The 17812-nt window shown below is 40.1% G+C and carries 17 protein-coding genes and 1 other RNA gene; 13 read left to right on the forward strand and 5 right to left on the reverse strand.

What is annotated here, in order from left to right; genetic code table 11:
* Positions 1–33 precede the first annotated feature (33 nt).
* The 6 genes from dnaA (at position 34) to OFO10_RS00580 (ending at position 8006) form a co-directional block, all read left to right on the forward strand.
* Complete coding sequence (gene dnaA / locus OFO10_RS00555; protein WP_270865699.1) at positions 34–1371, forward strand: chromosomal replication initiator protein DnaA; 1338 nt, start codon at positions 34–36, stop codon at positions 1369–1371.
* A gap of 151 nt (positions 1372–1522) precedes the next feature.
* Positions 1523–2605 carry a DNA polymerase III subunit beta gene (gene dnaN / locus OFO10_RS00560; RefSeq protein WP_270862632.1) on the forward strand — a complete coding sequence of 361 codons (1083 nt, stop codon included), beginning with the start codon at positions 1523–1525 and terminating at the stop codon, positions 2603–2605.
* A 20-nt stretch (positions 2606–2625) separates the two neighbouring features.
* A complete protein-coding gene (gene gyrB, locus OFO10_RS00565) occupies positions 2626–4941 on the forward strand; it encodes a DNA topoisomerase (ATP-hydrolyzing) subunit B (protein WP_270865700.1) in 2316 nt (771 codons plus the stop codon).
* Positions 4941–6392 carry an EAL domain-containing protein gene (locus OFO10_RS00570; RefSeq protein WP_270865701.1) on the forward strand — a complete coding sequence of 484 codons (1452 nt, stop codon included), beginning with the start codon at positions 4941–4943 and terminating at the stop codon, positions 6390–6392. Before gyrB ends, OFO10_RS00570 begins: the two co-directional genes overlap by 1 nt.
* Position 6393: 1 nt before the next feature.
* Positions 6394–6774 (forward strand): preQ(1) synthase, encoded by a 381-nt coding sequence (queF, locus tag OFO10_RS00575; RefSeq protein WP_270858643.1) that lies wholly within the window; start codon positions 6394–6396, stop codon positions 6772–6774.
* On the forward strand, positions 6771–8006 hold the full coding sequence (locus OFO10_RS00580; RefSeq protein WP_270864643.1) for an HD domain-containing protein: 1236 nt from the start codon (positions 6771–6773) through the stop codon (positions 8004–8006). The genes queF and OFO10_RS00580 overlap by 4 nt, the downstream gene beginning before the upstream one ends.
* A gap of 3 nt (positions 8007–8009) precedes the next feature.
* Here the strand turns inward: OFO10_RS00580 and ffs are convergent.
* An RNA gene (gene ffs, locus OFO10_RS00585) (signal recognition particle sRNA small type) lies at positions 8010–8107 on the reverse strand.
* Positions 8108–8154: 47 nt separating this feature from the next.
* Between ffs and OFO10_RS00590 the strand changes: the two genes are divergently transcribed.
* From OFO10_RS00590 to OFO10_RS00605, 4 genes are all read left to right on the forward strand, one after another.
* Positions 8155–8574 carry a hypothetical protein gene (locus tag OFO10_RS00590; protein ID WP_270858641.1) on the forward strand — a complete coding sequence of 140 codons (420 nt, stop codon included), beginning with the start codon at positions 8155–8157 and terminating at the stop codon, positions 8572–8574.
* 60 nt (positions 8575–8634) lie between these two features.
* Positions 8635–10443 (forward strand): translational GTPase TypA, encoded by a 1809-nt coding sequence (gene typA, locus OFO10_RS00595; protein WP_270865702.1) that lies wholly within the window; start codon positions 8635–8637, stop codon positions 10441–10443.
* 556 nt (positions 10444–10999) lie between these two features.
* A complete protein-coding gene (locus OFO10_RS00600; protein WP_270862638.1) occupies positions 11000–11587 on the forward strand; it encodes an HAD-IB family hydrolase in 588 nt (195 codons plus the stop codon).
* A gap of 56 nt (positions 11588–11643) precedes the next feature.
* On the forward strand, positions 11644–12240 hold the full coding sequence (locus OFO10_RS00605) for a hypothetical protein (protein WP_270865703.1): 597 nt from the start codon (positions 11644–11646) through the stop codon (positions 12238–12240).
* A 154-nt stretch (positions 12241–12394) separates the two neighbouring features.
* Here OFO10_RS00605 and nikR read toward each other — a convergent pair whose 3' ends face one another.
* The 3 genes from nikR to OFO10_RS00620 all read right to left on the reverse strand — a co-directional run bounded on the left by nikR (position 12395) and on the right by OFO10_RS00620 (position 15084).
* Positions 12395–12814: a nickel-responsive transcriptional regulator NikR gene (gene nikR, locus OFO10_RS00610; protein WP_270865704.1), complete on the reverse strand. Its 420-nt coding sequence runs from the start codon at positions 12812–12814 to the stop codon at positions 12395–12397.
* 10 nt (positions 12815–12824) lie between these two features.
* The gene (locus tag OFO10_RS00615) at positions 12825–14096 is read right to left on the reverse strand and encodes a hemolysin family protein (RefSeq protein ID WP_270864646.1); all 1272 of its coding nucleotides are present in this window, start codon (positions 14094–14096) and stop codon (positions 12825–12827) included.
* A 172-nt stretch (positions 14097–14268) separates the two neighbouring features.
* Positions 14269–15084, reverse strand: coding sequence for a M48 family metallopeptidase (locus OFO10_RS00620; protein WP_270865705.1), 816 nt, complete (start codon positions 15082–15084; stop codon positions 14269–14271).
* A gap of 92 nt (positions 15085–15176) precedes the next feature.
* Between OFO10_RS00620 and OFO10_RS00625 the strand changes: the two genes are divergently transcribed.
* Both OFO10_RS00625 and dsbI read left to right on the forward strand, forming a co-directional pair.
* Positions 15177–15872 carry a thiol:disulfide interchange protein gene (locus OFO10_RS00625; protein ID WP_270865706.1) on the forward strand — a complete coding sequence of 232 codons (696 nt, stop codon included), beginning with the start codon at positions 15177–15179 and terminating at the stop codon, positions 15870–15872.
* Positions 15865–16497: a protein-disulfide oxidoreductase DsbI gene (gene dsbI, locus OFO10_RS00630; RefSeq protein WP_270865707.1), complete on the forward strand. Its 633-nt coding sequence runs from the start codon at positions 15865–15867 to the stop codon at positions 16495–16497. Before OFO10_RS00625 ends, dsbI begins: the two co-directional genes overlap by 8 nt.
* Here dsbI and OFO10_RS00635 read toward each other — a convergent pair.
* Positions 16494–17087 carry a Crp/Fnr family transcriptional regulator gene (locus tag OFO10_RS00635; RefSeq protein WP_270865708.1) on the reverse strand — a complete coding sequence of 198 codons (594 nt, stop codon included), beginning with the start codon at positions 17085–17087 and terminating at the stop codon, positions 16494–16496. The genes dsbI and OFO10_RS00635 overlap by 4 nt on opposite strands.
* A 133-nt stretch (positions 17088–17220) precedes the next feature.
* On the opposite strand from OFO10_RS00635, the gene OFO10_RS00640 reads away from it, so the two are divergent.
* Complete coding sequence (locus tag OFO10_RS00640) at positions 17221–17805, forward strand: cytochrome C (RefSeq protein ID WP_270865709.1); 585 nt, start codon at positions 17221–17223, stop codon at positions 17803–17805.
* The last annotated feature ends 7 nt before the right edge of the window (positions 17806–17812 follow it).

Raw genomic sequence — 17812 nt, forward strand, 5'->3', positions numbered from 1 at the left:
TGCTAAAATTAAGGATTAAACAAAGGAAAATTTATGTCAGAAACTCAACCACAAGAAATTTTATTAAGTTTAGCGGGCGAAATTCCACCGCTTGATTACGAAAGATACATCAAAAATTTAAAATTTAATGAAAAGAACTCTACCTTTGAATTCTTTGTTTATCACGCAAACAACGAGCTTGTGGCTAGATACATACAGACTAAATACGCTGAAAGGATCAAAAACGCGCTAGTTAAAAAATTTGGCGTTAGCAATATCACGGTCAAAATCACTTCAAAAGCCAAAATTTCCCCAAAAGAAATTTCAAAAATGATTCCGCAAGACAAGCCAAAAAGCACGATTGTCAATGATAATTACACATTTGAAAATTTTGTCGTGGCTGATTCGAACAAACTCGCATTTTCCAGCGCAGTCAGTGCCGCCAAAAACCCCGGAAATAAAATGTATAATCCGCTGTTTTTATACGGACCTAGCGGGCTTGGCAAGACCCATTTGCTCCAATCAATCGCAAATCATTGTATCAAAAAAAATCTAAGCGTCATTTGCGTAACCAGCGAGCAGTTTGTAAATGAATTTATCTCAAATTTAGAAAATCAAACAATGGATAAATTCAAGCACAAATACCGCAACTGCGATATTTTGCTAATCGATGATATTCAGTTTTTGGTAGGCAAAAGCTCGACGATTGAGGAGTTTTTCTTCACTTTCAACGAACTAAGAGAAAAAAAATGCCAAATCGTCCTAACCAGCGATATCGCGCCAAAATACCTAAAAGGCTTTGAGGAGCGTATGATTTCGAGATTTAGCGACGGGCTAATCGCTGATATCATGCCGCCAGAGTTAGAGACCAAAATCGCAATCATCAAACGCAAAAGCGAAGAAAATAATTTTTATGTCCCAAACGATGTCATACAATACATCGCCGCGAATATGGGCGATAATATCCGCGAAATCGAGGGCGCACTAAACAAACTAAACGCATTTTCATCGCTTGTAAATGCCAAAATAGATTTAGCATTTGCCAAAACCACGCTTCAAGATCAGATCAAAGAACACTATCAAAATGTCGATTTGGAGCAGATTATAAGCGTGATTTCAAAAGAGCTAAATGTCAAACCAAGCGAGCTAAAAAGCAAAACAAGGGCCAAAAATGTCATCGAAGCGCGCCAAATTTGCATATATTTAGCCAAAATTTTAACCAAAAATTCAATGCCAAAAATCGCGTCGTATTTTAATCTCAAAGATCACAGTGCGATTAGCAAAAATATCAAAAAAATCAACGAAACGATTGAGAAAGATGAATTTTTTAAAATCAAAATCGAAGAGTTAAAAAACAAAATAACCCAAAAGGAAAATAATGAAAAAATATGAAATAAAATCAAAATTTGTGAATAATGGTGAATAAAATGGCAAATTTAATTCACAAAGCAAATTTCGCTAAATTCAGCATTTGCGCGGGGTATTCACTAAATCCCACACTCTACTATAACAAAAACAAAAATTTAAAATTTAAAGGACAGCTATGAAAGTCATAATTGCAAAAAAGGTTTTAGAAGACATTGTTTCAAACACCAATCCTTACCTTGACAAAAAGGATTTAAGCTCGATTACTTCTCACATCTTAATCAGAGCTAGAAATGGCGAGCTTAGTATCAAGGCCACAGATCACGAAATCGGCCTTAGCTATGTTTTGCCTTATGCTATGATTGAAGAAGAGGGCGAAGCCACAGCCAATGGCTCAAAACTTCTTAGTGTAATCAAGGGTCTAGGGGACGAAAATGTTACATTAGAGACAATGAACGGAGCGCTTTTTGTAAAACAAAAAAAGTTAAAATACAAACTCCCTATGTTTGACTCAAAAGATTTCCCAAATTTCCCTACAATCGAGGGTAAAAACAGCTTTAATGTAAATGCTTTGGTGCTTGGTAGAAGTCTTAAAAAAATATACTCTTCAATCGATACAAACAATCCAAAATACGAGCTAAACGGAGCTTTGATTGATGTAAAAGACGGATATTTGAATCTAGTCGGAACTGATACAAAACGCCTTAGTGTCTTTGTTCTAAATACAAATATGGGCGAATTTGCCAAAAAAGATACCCAAATTTTAATCCCTAAAAAGGCAATTGGCGAAATTCAAAAGCTATTTTCAGATAAAATTGAAATTTATTATGACGAAAATGTCCTTTTAGCAGTGAGCGAAAATTTCGAATTTTTCACAAAACTAATCAACGGAAAATTCCCAAATTATGAGCGCGTAATCCCAACTGAGACAAATTTTAAAGTGATTTTACCACGAGATAAATTTGTCGGTGGCGTAAAAGCAATCAACGCAATGTGCGAGGAAATGAAGGTTACGATTAAGCCTGATGGCATTATTTTTGAGAGCATTAACGAGGATAATTCTGAGGCAAAAGCCGAAATCGAGGCAAATATCGCAGTTTCATCAAATTTGATTTTTGGCGTTAAAAACAGATTTTTACTCGATTTTCTAAACAGCGTCGAGGACGATATGTTTGAGCTAGATTTTAACAACTCAGAAACAGCATTTGTGCTAAGCTCAGGCGAGCTAAAAACGGTCGTAATGCCGATTAATAAAATTTAAGAAATTTAAGGGAAAATTTAATGGAACAACAAAATTACGGTGCAGGAAATATTAAAGTTTTAAAAGGTCTTGAAGCGGTTAGAAAACGCCCAGGAATGTATATCGGAGATACAAATATTGGCGGACTACACCACATGATTTATGAGGTTGTGGATAACTCTATCGACGAGGCTATGGCTGGGTATTGTGATACTATCGATGTAGAAATCACACGCGAGGGCAGCTGTATTGTTACAGATAATGGCCGTGGAATCCCAGTAGATATGCACCCCACAGAGCATTTGCCAGCAGCGACTGTGGTTTTGACCGTTTTGCACGCTGGTGGTAAATTTGACAAAGACACTTATAAAGTATCAGGCGGACTTCATGGCGTAGGTGTGAGCGTCGTAAATGCGCTCTCATCAAAGCTTGTGCTTACAATCAAACGCCAAGGCAATGTTTATCGCCAAGAATTCGCCCAAGGCAAGCCAACTACCGATTTAGAAATCATAAAATCCACAAACCGCACTGGAACGACTGTGGAATTTTGGCCAGATGGCGAAATTTTTGAAATTTTAGAATTTAATGCCGATACTTTGTCAAAAAGATTTAGAGAATTAGCATATTTAAACCCAAAAATTACCATAAATTTTAAAGACCAAAGAGACGGCAGAAATGAGAGCTTTCATTTCGAGGGTGGATTAGAGAGCTTCGTAACTGATATGAACAAAGCCTCACCCGTTAGCAAGGCAGTTTCATTTAGCGATAGCGTCGAAGATGTCGCTGTGGATATCGCGCTAATGTATAATTCAACCTACGATGAAAAATTATTAAGCTTTGTTAATAATATCAAAACCCCAGACGGCGGAACGCACGAAGCTGGATTTAGAGCGGGACTAACTCGCGCTATCACAAACTATATCGCAGCAAACGCAGCCGCACGCGAAAAAGACACCAAAATCACCGGCGATGATGTCAGAGAAGGCCTAATCGCAGTCGTAAGCGTCAAAGTGCCTGAACCGCAATTCGAGGGTCAAACTAAGGGCAAACTTGGTTCGAGCTATGTCAAACCAATAGTGCAAAAAATGACCTTTGAGGTGCTTTGCAAATATTTCGAAGAAAACCCAAACGAAGCACGCGCGGTTATGGAAAAGGCTCTTTTAGCAGCCCGTGGTCGCGAAGCAGCGAAAAAAGCGCGCGATTTAACGAGAAAAAAAGATAACATAAACTCAGTCGGCACACTTCCAGGAAAACTCGCTGATTGCACCAGCAAAGATGCTAGTATGAGTGAAATTTTCCTTGTCGAGGGCGATAGTGCGGGCGGATCTGCCAAAGGTGGTAGAGATAGGGAATTTCAAGCGATTTTGCCTTTGCGCGGTAAAATTTTAAATGTCGAAAAAGCGCGCTTGGATAAAATTTTACAATCAGAAGAGATCAAAAACATGATAACCGCCTTTGGTTGTGGTGTGGGCGAGGAATTTAATGCTGATAAACTTCGCTATCACAAAATCATCATTATGACAGATGCCGATGTCGATGGTAGCCATATCCAGACCCTTCTTTTGACATTTTTCTTCCGCTATTTGCGTCCGATTATCGAAAACGGCTATGTTTATATCGCTCAACCGCCACTTTTCAAATATAAAAAGGGCAAAAAAGAAATTTATCTAAAAGATGAGCGCGCACTGAGTGAATTTTTGATCGAAACTGGTATCGATATGGGCGAATTCGAAGGAATTGGCAACCAAGATTTAATCGATTTTCTAAAAATCGTTTCAAACTACCGCTCACTTTTAAACGAGCTTAAAAAGCGTTTTAGCGTCATTTCTGCGATTAGATATCTAATCGAAAACGACGAAGCGCGCTCTATGGAATATTCTGCGCTTTTTGAAGTGATTAAGGCGCGCTTAGAGAGCGAGGGATTTAATATTTTAAATTCAAATGTCAGCGAGAGTGAAATTCGTATCTATGTCCAAACTCCAAATGGTTTGGAGCAACTAAATATCAACGAAGCCTTGCTTACAAATCATATTTTTGCCGAAGCGATCCGCGTATATGGGCTAATCAAAGAGCGTGAGGTCGATTTTGGCAGGGATTATATCGAGGTTTTGGACGAGATAGAGCGAAATTCGAAAAAAGGTGCGTATATTCAACGCTACAAAGGTCTTGGCGAGATGAACCCTGATCAGCTTAGAGAGACCACGATGAGCAAGGAAAATCGTCGTTTGCTTCGCGTGGGTATAGCTGATGCGCAAAGCGCTAGCGATACATTTAACCTTTTTATGGGTGATGAAGTGGAGCCTAGGCGAAACTATATCCAAGACCACGCAAAAGATGTTAAGAATTTGGACATTTAATGGGTAAATTTATCGAAAACGAAGTAATTCTAGTCTCAGAGCAAAAAGAGCGCGAAACCAGATTTATAACGGCACTTAAAATTTCAGTGCCTTTTACACTCCTGCTTATCGCTTTTGGATATACGATGTTCAAAAACGGTGAGTTTAATAGCGATGATGTGATACTTTTTTCGCTACTTTTGATTTGCTATGTGTATTATGTAATTTATCAAATTTACTTTGGTTTTAAAAAGACGCTAATCGATCCAGTCAGCCATGTATTCGTGCGCGATGAGATCGAGCGAATTTTAAAAAAACAGATGAAAAAAAACAAAATCAACCATGTGGTTTTGCTTCGTATCAAAAATATCGCCGATATCAACGATAGATATGGTTATCAAAACGGCGATGATATTTTGTATAATTTTTGCAAAGAATTTGCGAAATTTATGGCAAATCAGGGCTTTAAAAATTTGCATATTGGGCGTTTTATCAACGGCCACTTTATCTTTGGGCTTAACGGCAAAATGGCGAATTTAACGCACATTTTGAAGATGTTCGAGCATAAAATTTCAAACCAAAGCATAAACAATATCGAGATTAAAACCGAATTTGAAATCATGCCTACTTCGTATGACAAAAATCTCAGCAATATCACAAACGCGCTATTTTTTAAGATAAATCGCAAAGAGGTCGAAGAGGAAAAATCCAGCGAAAATATTGATCTAAATAAAATTTTGCTCGATGATTTTAACAAAGATGTCGTTGATGCGATTGACAATGAGAGTTTTAGCTTTAAATTTCAATATGTCGCCGATAAAAATGGCGTCAAATCGCATATAAACTTAATCCCAAAACTAGATCTTAGAACCGGCGATAAGGTTACAAAAAGCCGAATTATTGATATTTTGCACTTTAATAATTACGATATCAAATACGATATTGCGATGATTAAGCAAATTTCGCGCATTATCTATTTTAAAGATATCGAGCATAAAATTTTTATCGAAATCATGCCTCAGACACTGCGAAATGCCGAGTTTCGCAACGAAATTTTAAAGCTAATTGACAATAATTTAATCGATCCAAGCAAGATTGTTTTGGAATTTAACGAAGAAGAAATTTACTCTGAAACAAAGCGATTTGCCGAAATTTTGCTTAAATTTAAAGAGCTTGGATTTAGCTTTGGACTTAGCCAGTTTGGCGGTGCGAACGCGAGTTTTGAGTATTTTAAATTTTTCGATATTGATTTTGTGATTTATGATATCGAGTATAATAAAAATTTAGGCAACGAAAAAATAAAAAATGTTTTTATGAAACTAAACGAAATGTGCCATAAATCGGGCATTAAAAGCATTATTCGCTTTGTAGATAAGCCGAAATTCCAAGACGAACTCTACGAGCTTGGGGTCGATTTCGTGCAGGGTTTTTGCGTAGGCAAACCAGAAGATATTATAAATTTAAGGAAATAAAATGCGTTATGGCGAAAAAGAGATAAAAGAATTTGACATAGAAAAAATGGAAATTTGGCCAAATAAACACGAAAATGATTATTTGATCAAAATCACGCTTCCGGAGTTTTGTTGCCGCTGTCCGCGCTCAGGATACCCTGACTTTGCGACGATATATTTAGAATACATACCGAATAAATTTGTCGTAGAGCTCAAAGCAATCAAACTCTACATTAACTCATTTATGGATCGCTACATCTCCCACGAGGACAGCGCGAACGAAATTTACGCTACCTTGCAAGAAAAATTGCAACCAAAATACCTAAAAATCGTGGCTGACTTTAACCCGCGCGGAAATGTGCATACCGTGATTGAAATAAATTCGGATAAAATTTACAAATGATAAGTTCAAATTTAGTAGAAAAAATCTTTAAAAGTGCGAGTATTTCGCGCTGGAACGACTACCCAAAAATGGTAAATTTAGTCGAGCTTGACAAACAAGCGCACAAATTTATAATCGCATATTTTATCGCTAGTTTCGAGCGCGATATTGATATGAGCTATGTCATCGAGGCTGGGATTTTTGATTTTCTCTCACGCATCGTAGTAACTGATATCCGCCCAGATGTCTTTCACCAAATTCAAAAAAGTAAAAAAGATCAAATTAACAAATGGGTTCTTTCACAGCTCGAAAACGACCTTTCTAGCGTGCAAGATGGCGAATTTTTGAAACGATTTATAGCCTATCAAAACGGCTACTCGCACGAAAAAGAAAAGCTCATTTTAAAGGCGGCAAGTTATCTGGCTACGAGGTGGGAATTTAATATCGTTTATCAAACTAGCCAGTTTTTAAACGATATCGAAGAGCTTAAATTTAAGGTCGAAGAGGAATTAGAGGATTATTATGAGCTAATCGGCGTGCGAAAAATCGTAATGAATAAAAAACTAGCCCGAATTGTAGATCTTAGCGGTAGGCTAAGGTTTCAAAAGCGTTGGGCACAAACCCCACGCATACCTGAGACTAGCGTGCTAGGCCACATGCTAATCGTAGCGATTTTAAGCTATTTTTACTCGCTAAAAGTCGGCGCGTGCAAGAGTAGAATTTTTTATAATTTTTACTGCGCGCTTTTTCACGATCTGCCTGAAAGCCTGACCCGCGATATCATCAGCCCCGTAAAATACGGCGTGGCTGGGCTTAGCGACATCATCAGCGAATACGAAATGCGCCTAATAGATGATAAAATTTTGCCCTTTGTGCCAGAGCATATCAGAGATGAGTTTAGCTATATTTTGGGCATTAGAAACGACGGCGAGAAATTTATAAAAGATGAGTTTGAAAACAGAATTTACGAGCTTGGAGGTAAGCCAAATTTCGCAGACGGCTCGCTTGGTGCGTATAACGAGGATAAATTTCGCGCAATTGATGGCAGGGCGCTTAAATTTTGCGATAAACTAGCCGCGTTTTTCGAGGCTGGAATTTCGATAAGCTATGGTGTGAAAAGCAAAGAATTAGTCAGTGGCTACAACTCAATGCTCGAAAATTTCAGACGAAATAAAAGTATAGAAGGCGTCGATTTTCACAGCGTTTGTGATGATTTCATCGAAAATTTTGGATTGGATAGGGTTGAGTTTTAAAACCCCTTCCCAGATGACTGCGGCACACGATAGGTAAAAGTGCTCTGCTGTGTTCCCACCCTGAAGCGGTGTTTTTAAAAACCGTTGCACAGGTCTAAGAAAGGGCGAACTGGATTATAATTAAAAGTTTCTTAAAATAAGGTTATAAATGAATTTAAAAGATTATATTTTTTCGGTTTTTCGTGAAATTTCGATTTCTCATCACCGCTCTATCGAATTTAGAGCGAAAATTTTCGCTGCAATGCTACTTGCTAAAAAAAAGCAAACCGATGAGGATTACGAAAACCTGCGCGAAATCGCAAGCGAAATTTACAGCGACGATTCGCGCAGAGTGGGGGTTTTGGTATCGATTGTGAGCGAATATATCCAAAAGGCCCACACCTACAAAAGTCTAAATTTAGACTCGCTTTTAGTAGAAATCGACAAAGAGATAAAAAATGCGCCTCGCTATGTCAAAAAGATCGATTTCTCGCACCTTAGACGCCTCATTAGCGATGATGAAAACGACGCTTTAATCCAGCAAAGAGTGTATGAGTATTTGGTAAATGAGGTCAAAGAGTATTCTTAGAATTTAAGAATTTTTAGTGTATAATCATCAGTTTTTAAACATAAAATTTTGGAGTAAAATTTGGAAAATATTAGAAATATCGCAGTTATCGCCCATGTCGATCACGGAAAAACCACTATCGTAGATGAACTTTTGAAACAATCAGGCACATTTAGCGAGCACCAAGAGGTCGGCGAGCGCGTAATGGACAGCAACGATATCGAAAGAGAGCGTGGAATCACGATTTTATCGAAAAACACGGCTATTCGCTACGGCGATACGAAGATCAATATCATCGACACCCCAGGCCACGCGGATTTCGGTGGCGAGGTCGAGCGCGTGCTAAAAATGGTCGATGGCGTTTTATTGCTCGTCGATGCGCAAGAAGGTGTAATGCCACAAACCAAATTTGTCGTTAAAAAGGCCCTATCTCTGGGACTTCGCCCAATCGTCGTGGTAAATAAAATCGACAAACCAGCCGCAGATCCAGATCGCGTAGTAAATGAGATTTTTGACCTTTTTGTCGCACTTGATGCCAACGACGAACAGCTCGAATTCCCAGTCGTGTATGCTGCGGCAAAAAACGGCTATGCTAAACACAATCTAAGCGATGAAAATGTCGATATGAAGCCACTTTTCGAGACGATTTTATCTCATGTGCCAAGCCCAAGCGGTAGCGATGAAAACTCTTTGCAACTTCAAGTCTTCACTCTCGATTACGACAACTATGTCGGTAAAATCGGAATTGCTAGAATTTTCAATGGTAGAATTTCAAAAAATCAAAGCGTAATGCTTGCCAAGGCTGATGGCACAAAGGTAACTGGCAGAATTTCGAAGCTTATCGGATTTAACGGCTTGGAGCGTATTGATATTGACAACGCCGGCACTGGCGATATCGTCGCTATCGCTGGATTTGACGCGCTTGATGTAGGCGATAGCGTGGTAGATCCTGCTAATCCTATGCCACTAGATGCGCTTCATATCGAAGAGCCAACTCTAAGCGTAATTTTTAGCGTAAATGACGGGCCGTTAGCGGGAACTGAGGGCAAATTTGTAACTTCAAACAAAATCGATGAGCGCTTGGCAGCGGAGATGAAAACAAATATCGCAATGCGATACGAAAATGTCGGCGAGGGTAAATTTAAGGTTAGCGGTCGTGGCGAGCTTCAAATCACGATTTTGGCTGAAAACATGCGCCGTGAGGGATTTGAGTTTTGCCTAGGTCGCCCAGAGGTCATCATCAAAGAAATCGACGGCGTGAAATGCGAGCCGTTCGAGCACCTAGTAATCGACGCTCCTGATGATTGCACAGGCACAGTTATCGAAAAACTCGGCCGCAAAAAAGCTGAAATGAAGGTGATGAACCCAACAGGCGATGGTCAAACTAGAATCGAGTTTGAAATCCCTGCTCGTGGGCTAATCGGATTTAGAAGCCAGTTTTTGACCGATACTCGTGGTGAGGGCGTTATGAATCACAGCTTTTTGGAGTTTAGGCCGTTTTCAGGTGCAGTCGAAAAACGCCAAAATGGCGCACTAACTAGCATGGAAAATGGCGTTGCGCTGGGATATAGCCTATGGAATCTCCAAGATCGTGGCGTGCTATTTATCGCTCCACAAGCCAAGGTTTATGTCGGTATGATTATCGGCGAACACAGCCGTCCAAACGACCTAGATGTCAATCCTATCAAAGGTAAAAACCTGACAAATGTCCGCGCTAGCGGTAGCGACGACGCGATTAAGCTAGTTCCGCCAAGAAGCCTAAATTTGGAGCGCGCATTAGAGTGGATCGAAGAAGATGAGCTAGTCGAGGTTACTCCGATAAATATCCGCGTGCGCAAACGCTACCTAGACCCGACCACGCGCAGACGCATGTCGAAAACTAATTCGTAAATTTTAAAATTCGTGCGAAATTTGGCTAAATTTTGCACGAATTTTGCTCAAATTTTTCTAAATTTTACTCCTTAAATTCCGCTATCGCAACCTTGAAATACTGCCCTTAAAATTTTCTTTTTGCTGTCATTGCGAGCGAAGCGAAGCAATCCAGAGAAATTCCGTTGAATTTTGAAATTCAAAATTTAGTCAAATTCGTTTTTAAGTGTCATTGTGAGCCGTGCGAAAGCACAGCGTGGCAATCTACAAAGTCGAAATTAACGGCAGGGCAAATGGCAGAATTTTGAATTTCATTAAATTTGACTTTTAAAATTCTGCCATTTGCGCGGTTAGAATTTTAAATTTTGTAGATTGCCACACCCGCAAAGTGGGCTCGCAATGACACTTAAAAAACAAAATTTAGCGAAATAAAAATTTCGGCGCAGTGTTTAGAATTTGCGATAGCTAAATTTTGCCTGCAAAATTTGGTAAATTTCCCGTAAATTCGGCTATTAACACACCATAAAATTTCCGAATTTTTATTCTAGTTTTGTAAAATTTAGCCAAAAGGATTTTTATGAAATTAGTTTGTTTTGACTTCGACGGGACGATTACCAGAGACGATTCGTTGCTCGAATTTATCGCCTATGTCGTGGGGTTTAAGAAATTTTTTCGCGGGATTTTTAGGCTTAGTCCTATTTTGCTGGGCTACAAGCTTGGGCTTTGTTCGAATAATTTCACGCGCAGGCGGTTAATGGTGCATTTTTTCGGCGGTATGAGCGTGGATAAATTCGCCAAAATTTGCAAAAAATACTCCACCACGCACATTGAAGATATTATCAAATTTGAAGCCATGGCAAAAATCAAAGAATATATCGCAAATGGCGATAAGGTCGTCATTGTAACGGCCTCTTTGGAGGATTGGCTAGCCCCTTGGTGCAAAGAAAATGGGCTCGAACTTTTGGGCACAAAAATTGAGAAAAAAGGTGGCGTAATCACCGGTGAAATCGAGGGTCTAAACTGCTACGGGGCGCAAAAGGTGGCGCGTATAAAGGAAGCTTATGATTTGAGCGAATTTGAAAAAATCATCGCTTATGGCGATAGCAGGGGCGATAAAGAGATGCTAGAATTCGCAGATGAGGCGCATTTTAGGGCGTTTGAGTGAAATTTTGCTAGTGCAAATTTGTGATACTGCGTCGAAAATCTAATAAAGGAGAAAAAATGAAAAAAATTTTAATCCCAAGCCTTGTGGCTATGGGTTTTGTGTGTGGGTATGCGGATGAAGGGCCAAGAAGCTATGAATACTTCGCGGCAAACTTGCAAATCGCTAAGGCAAGGGTGCAAGAGTGCGCGAAAACGGGCTCTGTGGCTTATATAGACGCGGTCGAGTGCAATAATGCTAGCAACGCCGTAAGCGAAGCGAACGAAAAAATTATGGCGAAGCTCCCACGCGAAAGAGTAGAAATTTTAAATGGTTTAAGAAGGATTTCGGTCTTGCTTGATGATTTTTACGCATACCACACTGCTATGGGAAAATTTGAAAACCAAGTCGAGCAAATGACAAATATCCCAAACCCTATCGCCGTAGCTGGTAAAAACTGCGCCAAATACGCTACCATTGGCTCCCACGAAGTAGAAATTGCAATAGATAAAAATGACGAAATTTGCAAAGGGCTTGCTAGCGAATTTGAGAAAAATTTCGGCCAAAATAGTGCGTTTTCGCGCAAAGAAAATAGCGAAAAAAGCGATATTTGGACATTTGATGTCACGAAAAAATCTAGTAATTTTTACTATATTTTCTTAAACGCTGTGGAGTAACTTAGAAAAATTTCGCTTCGCAAACCTAGATACTGGCGCGGGAATTTTGAATTTGGCGATTGCTTCGAATTTTGCAAAGCAAAATTCTCGCAATGACACTAAAAAGCAAAATTTAAAAATTCCGCGCCAAATTTCAAATTTAAAATTCCAAATTTCACGCTTTCGTAATTGCAATTTTGACAAGTTGCGAAAATTTCACACCTTTAAGTCCGCCGATTTTGGCGCTAAATTTCTCGATTTCGCCCATTTTGCCACGCACATTTATGGTTTCTAAGCAGTTGTCGTGATCGACATGGATATGGTTCGTGCAGACAACATCGATTTTAGCGTGGTGTTCGAGCTCGATTAGGTTTTCGAGCAGGTCGCTTTGGTGGTGCGAATACGCTATACAAATCACGCCAAGCCCCTCTTTGTCGCTGTTTTCCTCGCTCCATTTATCATTTACGATTTTCTCGCGGATTAGGTCTCTGATATACTCGCTCCTGCTAGGATAGCCCCTGCTATGCACGCGCGAGTTTAGCTCGTCAAAGAGCTCCTCTGGCAGTGAAACGCTAAATCTGATTACATTATCCATTTTCGCCCTTTTAATTTTCTTTTTTCTTAACCCTAAGCGAGGCTATCGAGGTGCCGTCCATCGCAAGCACGGTGTAATCGCAGTTTTCGTCGCTTATCTCATCGCCATTTTCTGGCAAACGACCAAAGAGATTAAAGACATATCCGCCGATCGTGAGCTGTTCGGTCTCATCGTCAAAGGCAATTTCCATTATCTCCTCGACATTTTCGATCTCGAAGCGACCTTTAAATTCGTAAGTATTATCGTCAATGCGGGTGAAATTTTGCTCTATATCGTCGTATTCGTCCTCGATCTCGCCAAAAATTTCCTCGATTATGTCCTCCATGGTCAAAAACCCCGCCGTTCCGCCGTATTCGTCGATGACAAGGGCGGCGAAAATGCGCTCTTTATTCATCATTGATAAAATTTTCGTTATCGGGGAGTTTTCTGGCACGATGATGAGTTTGCGCACGATTTTATCGAAGTTTTTCTCGCCGTTTTGCTGCATGATATCGCGGATATGAATTAGTCCTAGCACCGTGTCTTTGCCTCCGTCGATGTATGGGAAGCGGGTAAATTTCGACTCCAAAACTACGCGGTAATTATCTTCGTAGCTTTCGTTTTTATCTAGGCAGACCATATCCTTGCGCGGAGTCATAATCTCCTTTGCCACAGTATCGCCAAAATCCACGGCGTTTTTGATGATTTCGGTCTCTACGCTATCTAGCACACCGCCTTTTAGGCTTTCGCTGGCGATGATTTTGATCTCTTCTTCGGAGTGGGCGACCTCGCTATCTTTGACCGCGCGGATTCCAAAGAGCCTAACCACGCTTGATGCGACGAAATCAAACGCCTTAATCGCAGGCAGACACAAAACCCAAAAACAATAAAGCGGTCTAGCTATCCAAAGCACGATTTTTTCGGATTTTGCGATTGCGATTAGTTTTGGGGCCTGCTCGCCTAGGACGATATGCAGTGTCGTAATGATACTAAACGCGATAATCACAGCCACGGTATGCACGCTAGCCTCGCCTAAATTTAGGCTAGCAAGTGGTTTGCGGATTAGGCTAGCTACGGCTGGCTCGCCTATCCAACCAAGGGCGAGGGAAGCCAGCGTAATGCCGATTTGGCAGGCGCTTAGGTAGGTATCGATTGAGTTTGTCATTTTTAGAGCGAGTGAGGCGTTTGCGACCTTGTCTTTAACGAATTCTTCGAGTTTTGAGCGTCGAACTTTAACAAGGGCAAATTCAGATAAAACAAAAAAAGCATTTAAAAAAATTAAAACAAAAGCGAGAAGTAACATAAAGACCGAACGATCCGTGTCCAAAATTTAATCCTTTAAATTTAAAATAAAATGCAGATTATAGCAAAATTAAACTAATTTTCACAAATTTTTTTAAATTTTAAAAGTGCGGAATTTTGAAATTTAGCTGGTGCGAAATTTCATAAATTTCGCACCGATGAAGCTTACGAAGCTATTTTTTACCTTTTTTGGCTTGTTCGTATAGTGGCATGACCACTGGGATTGTTTTTTCTAGGTTTTTGATACGGGTTTCATCGCCTGGGTGAGTTGAGAAAAACTCAGGCGTTTTGCTGCCGCTTTCTAGTTTCGCCATTTTGCGCCATACATTTGGGGCTTCGTTTGGATTGTATCCAGCGCGCGCCATAAGCTCTAAGCCCATGATATCGGCCTCTGTTTCATGTGAGCGAGAAAACGGCAGACTAAATCCATACTGACCCAAAATCGCTAATCCAGTCGCGCCCAAATCCCCTAGCCCAGCGGCTTGCGCGCCGATTGAAATGCCTAGATTTTTTACAGACTCTGTGCTGGCTCGCTCTCGTGAGTGTTCGCGCAGAGCATGAGCGATTTCGTGTCCTACGACAGCCGCTAACTCGCCGTCAGTTAGGCTAAGCTTATTGATAATGCCTGTATAAACAGCAATGCGACCGCCTGGCATGCACCACGCATTTACTGTCGGATCTTCGATGACATTTACCTGCCAGTTCCAGTTGCGCGCATCTGGTCTGAAAACGCCTACTTGGTTAATCAATCTATTTGAGATTGTTTTGACCCTTTTGGTTTGTTTGGCGTTGGTGTTTAGCTTTTTTTGGTTTTTTGCTTGGTTGATTACTTGCGTGTATGAGCTTGCTGCTGCCTTGTCAAGCTCGGCTTCGCTGACTGTGAGAAGCTGGGTGCGATTTACTCCCACAGCGCCGCCTTGGGTCGTGCTAGCACAACCACCCAAAAAAATCGTGGCGAAAATCGCCAAAATTAAGGAAAGTTTTTTCATCTTTTCTCCTTTGAAATTTGAAAATTTAAATTCGCCAAATTTTAGCCAAAATTTTTAAAATTTCATTATAATTGAGTAAAAAAGGAAAATTTATGAAAAAAAATCTACTAGTTTTTATCCTCGCTCTGCTTGTTGGTTTGGGCGTTGGTGTGTATATGATGGGTGGGACTAACACTCATGGGGACGGCGGAAATGGCGAATTTAGCGCAGGTGAGCATTATTTGGTTTTGGATAAACCACTAAGTGTGGATAAGGGCAGTTTCGTGACGATTTCTAGCTATGCTTGTCCGTTTTGCTATAAATATTATCAAAATGTCCTGCCTGAAATTTTAGGCGAAATTTCGGCTACTTATGAGCCGTTTCACATGCACGCTATGGGCGAATTTGGCGTGAGTGTGAGTAAAATTTTGGCTGTGGCGAGAGTTTTGGATAAAAGAGAAAATATCGCCCCAAACTCGCCAAATTCGAAATTTAAGAAAATTTTATTTGCATATTTTGAGAGTTATCACGATAAAAAAGAGCGCCCTAGCGCGGAAGCAGACGAGATGAAATTTTTGCAAACGGGCTTTACAGCTGGCGGGATTACGCGCGAAATTTACGAGCAAGAAATGCAAAGTCAAGATGTGCTTAAAACGCTCACTCTTTGGGACGAGGGCTATGATGTCGCACTTATTCAGGGCGTGCCAGCCTTCGTGGTGAGTGGCAAATACCTCATAAAAACCGAAAAAATCGCCTCTACTGCCGAATTTGCGAAATTAATTGATTATTTGGCGAGCAAAAATGAGTAGAGCGCTGTTTAAAATTTGCGCGTGGCAAAACAGCGCGAAGCCTTGGATTTATCTGATTTTTGTCTGCGCACTTTTAATCATTATCGCGCACTATTTTTTCCAAGAATACCTATTTATGGCGCCTTGCGAGCAGTGTGTGTATATCAGGCTGGCGTTTTTTGTGATATTTTTTGGCGCGATTTTAGGCACGATTTGCGGGGGAAATTTGCTACTTAAATTTTGCGCTTATGGCGTTTGCTTTGTGGGCGCAATTTATGGAATTGCCCGCTCAATCCACCTATACAAGGTGCATAGCGCGATTTTAGGTAATCTGCCTTTTGGCGTGCATGGTTGCTCGTTTAAGCCAAATTTCCCGCTAAATTTGCCCCTTGATGAGTGGTTTGCTAGCTTTTTTAAGCCAACTGGCGATTGTGGCTTAGACGCTCCCATAGTCCCAGCAGGAGTTAGCTTAGATCCTATTCAAAGCTTTTTTGTGGATTTGTATTCTAATGGCTGGTATTTGATTCCAAGCGCGAAATTTGGCACAATGGCTGAGTGCATGATTTTAGCCTTTGGCGTGATTTTAGCGGTTTTATTTGTGATGATGAGTGCGCAAATTTACGCTATGTTTTCAAAGAAAATTTAGGGCAAAATTTTAAAATTTTGATGATCTAATTTTTGGATTTTTTTATTTTTGATTAGTTTATTTACAGCCACGGAGACATTTTGGCGTGGGGCTCCGACGAAGCTTGCGATTTCGCTGACACCGCCATTTACATGTGCTATATCGCCGTTTGCGATTTGAAGTAAAAATTTATAAGTTCGGGTTTCGACGCTGTCGAAAACTAGCTCTTTTATGACATTTTTTTGCATTGTCATATTTTTCAAAAACGAGTTAAAAAGATAAATCGCAAAGTCTTGGTTGAACTCAAAAAGATCAATCACAGTGGATAAATTTGCCTCTAAAATTTCAGCGTCTTTTGTGATTTCAAATGACGAAAAGGTATCGACTAGCACGAAAGAACCCGCCCGAAAGTAGCTTAGCACATACTCTCTGCCACTTTCGTGGTAGGTATTTAGCTTGCCCTCGCCTTTTAGGATTATCATAAAAAGCTTTTTTTGTGCATAAATCATCGAGCCTTTTTGATAGGAAATGCGTCTGAATTTATCCAAATCCTCTTTGCCGAAAAACGATAACTCCTCGCCCTCAAAAACCCCTGTCGTCCTAGTCCCCATTAAATGCCTTTTTATTTTTATTATCTCACAAAAAGGTTAAGTATCGATAATAAAAACTAAATTTGTCATAAAAATGACAAATTTTTATTTTTGTTTTTTATAAAATTTATCAAAATTTTGTAAAGGAGAAAATTTGAAAATTCTAAATTTAGCTCTTTGCTTAGGTTTTTTAACCTGCGCCGCAAACGCCCTTAGCGTGGGCGATAGCGCGTATAGCGTAGCTGTTAAAAATATCAGCCTAAGCGCGGATTTAAGCGAAAGTGTCGGAAGATTAATGCCGACAAATGAGATCAAAATCATCGAAGCAGATGATAAAAAGGTCAAATTTAGCCTTGAAGGCTACCAAAGCGCAAAGGCGCAAAATATCATTTATTTTACCCCTAAGGCGAGAATTATCTCGGTTGCCTTTTCAAAACAGGCGAAATTCGACGCTGAGGTTTTGGAAAATTTAGGCGAGTATAACAAAGTAAAAATCATAGCCTATACTTCGCCAGACGCGCTAGAAACGGATTTGAAAGCGATTTTTAGCACAGCGAAGAAAAACCACGAAGAAAACTGCGGCACCTGCCACCCGCTTCACAGAGGCGAAACTCAGGTCGCAAATAGATGGCCTGCGCTGATTAAATCAATGCAATCACGCACGCCATTAACCCAAGATGAAATTTGGGTTATCACTCAGTATTTACAAAAACATTCAAAAGACATTAATGTCGATTAAAGGAGAA

The organism is Campylobacter sp. VBCF_06 NA8, assembly GCF_027737825.1.
Taxonomy (GTDB): Bacteria; Campylobacterota; Campylobacteria; order Campylobacterales; family Campylobacteraceae; genus Campylobacter_B.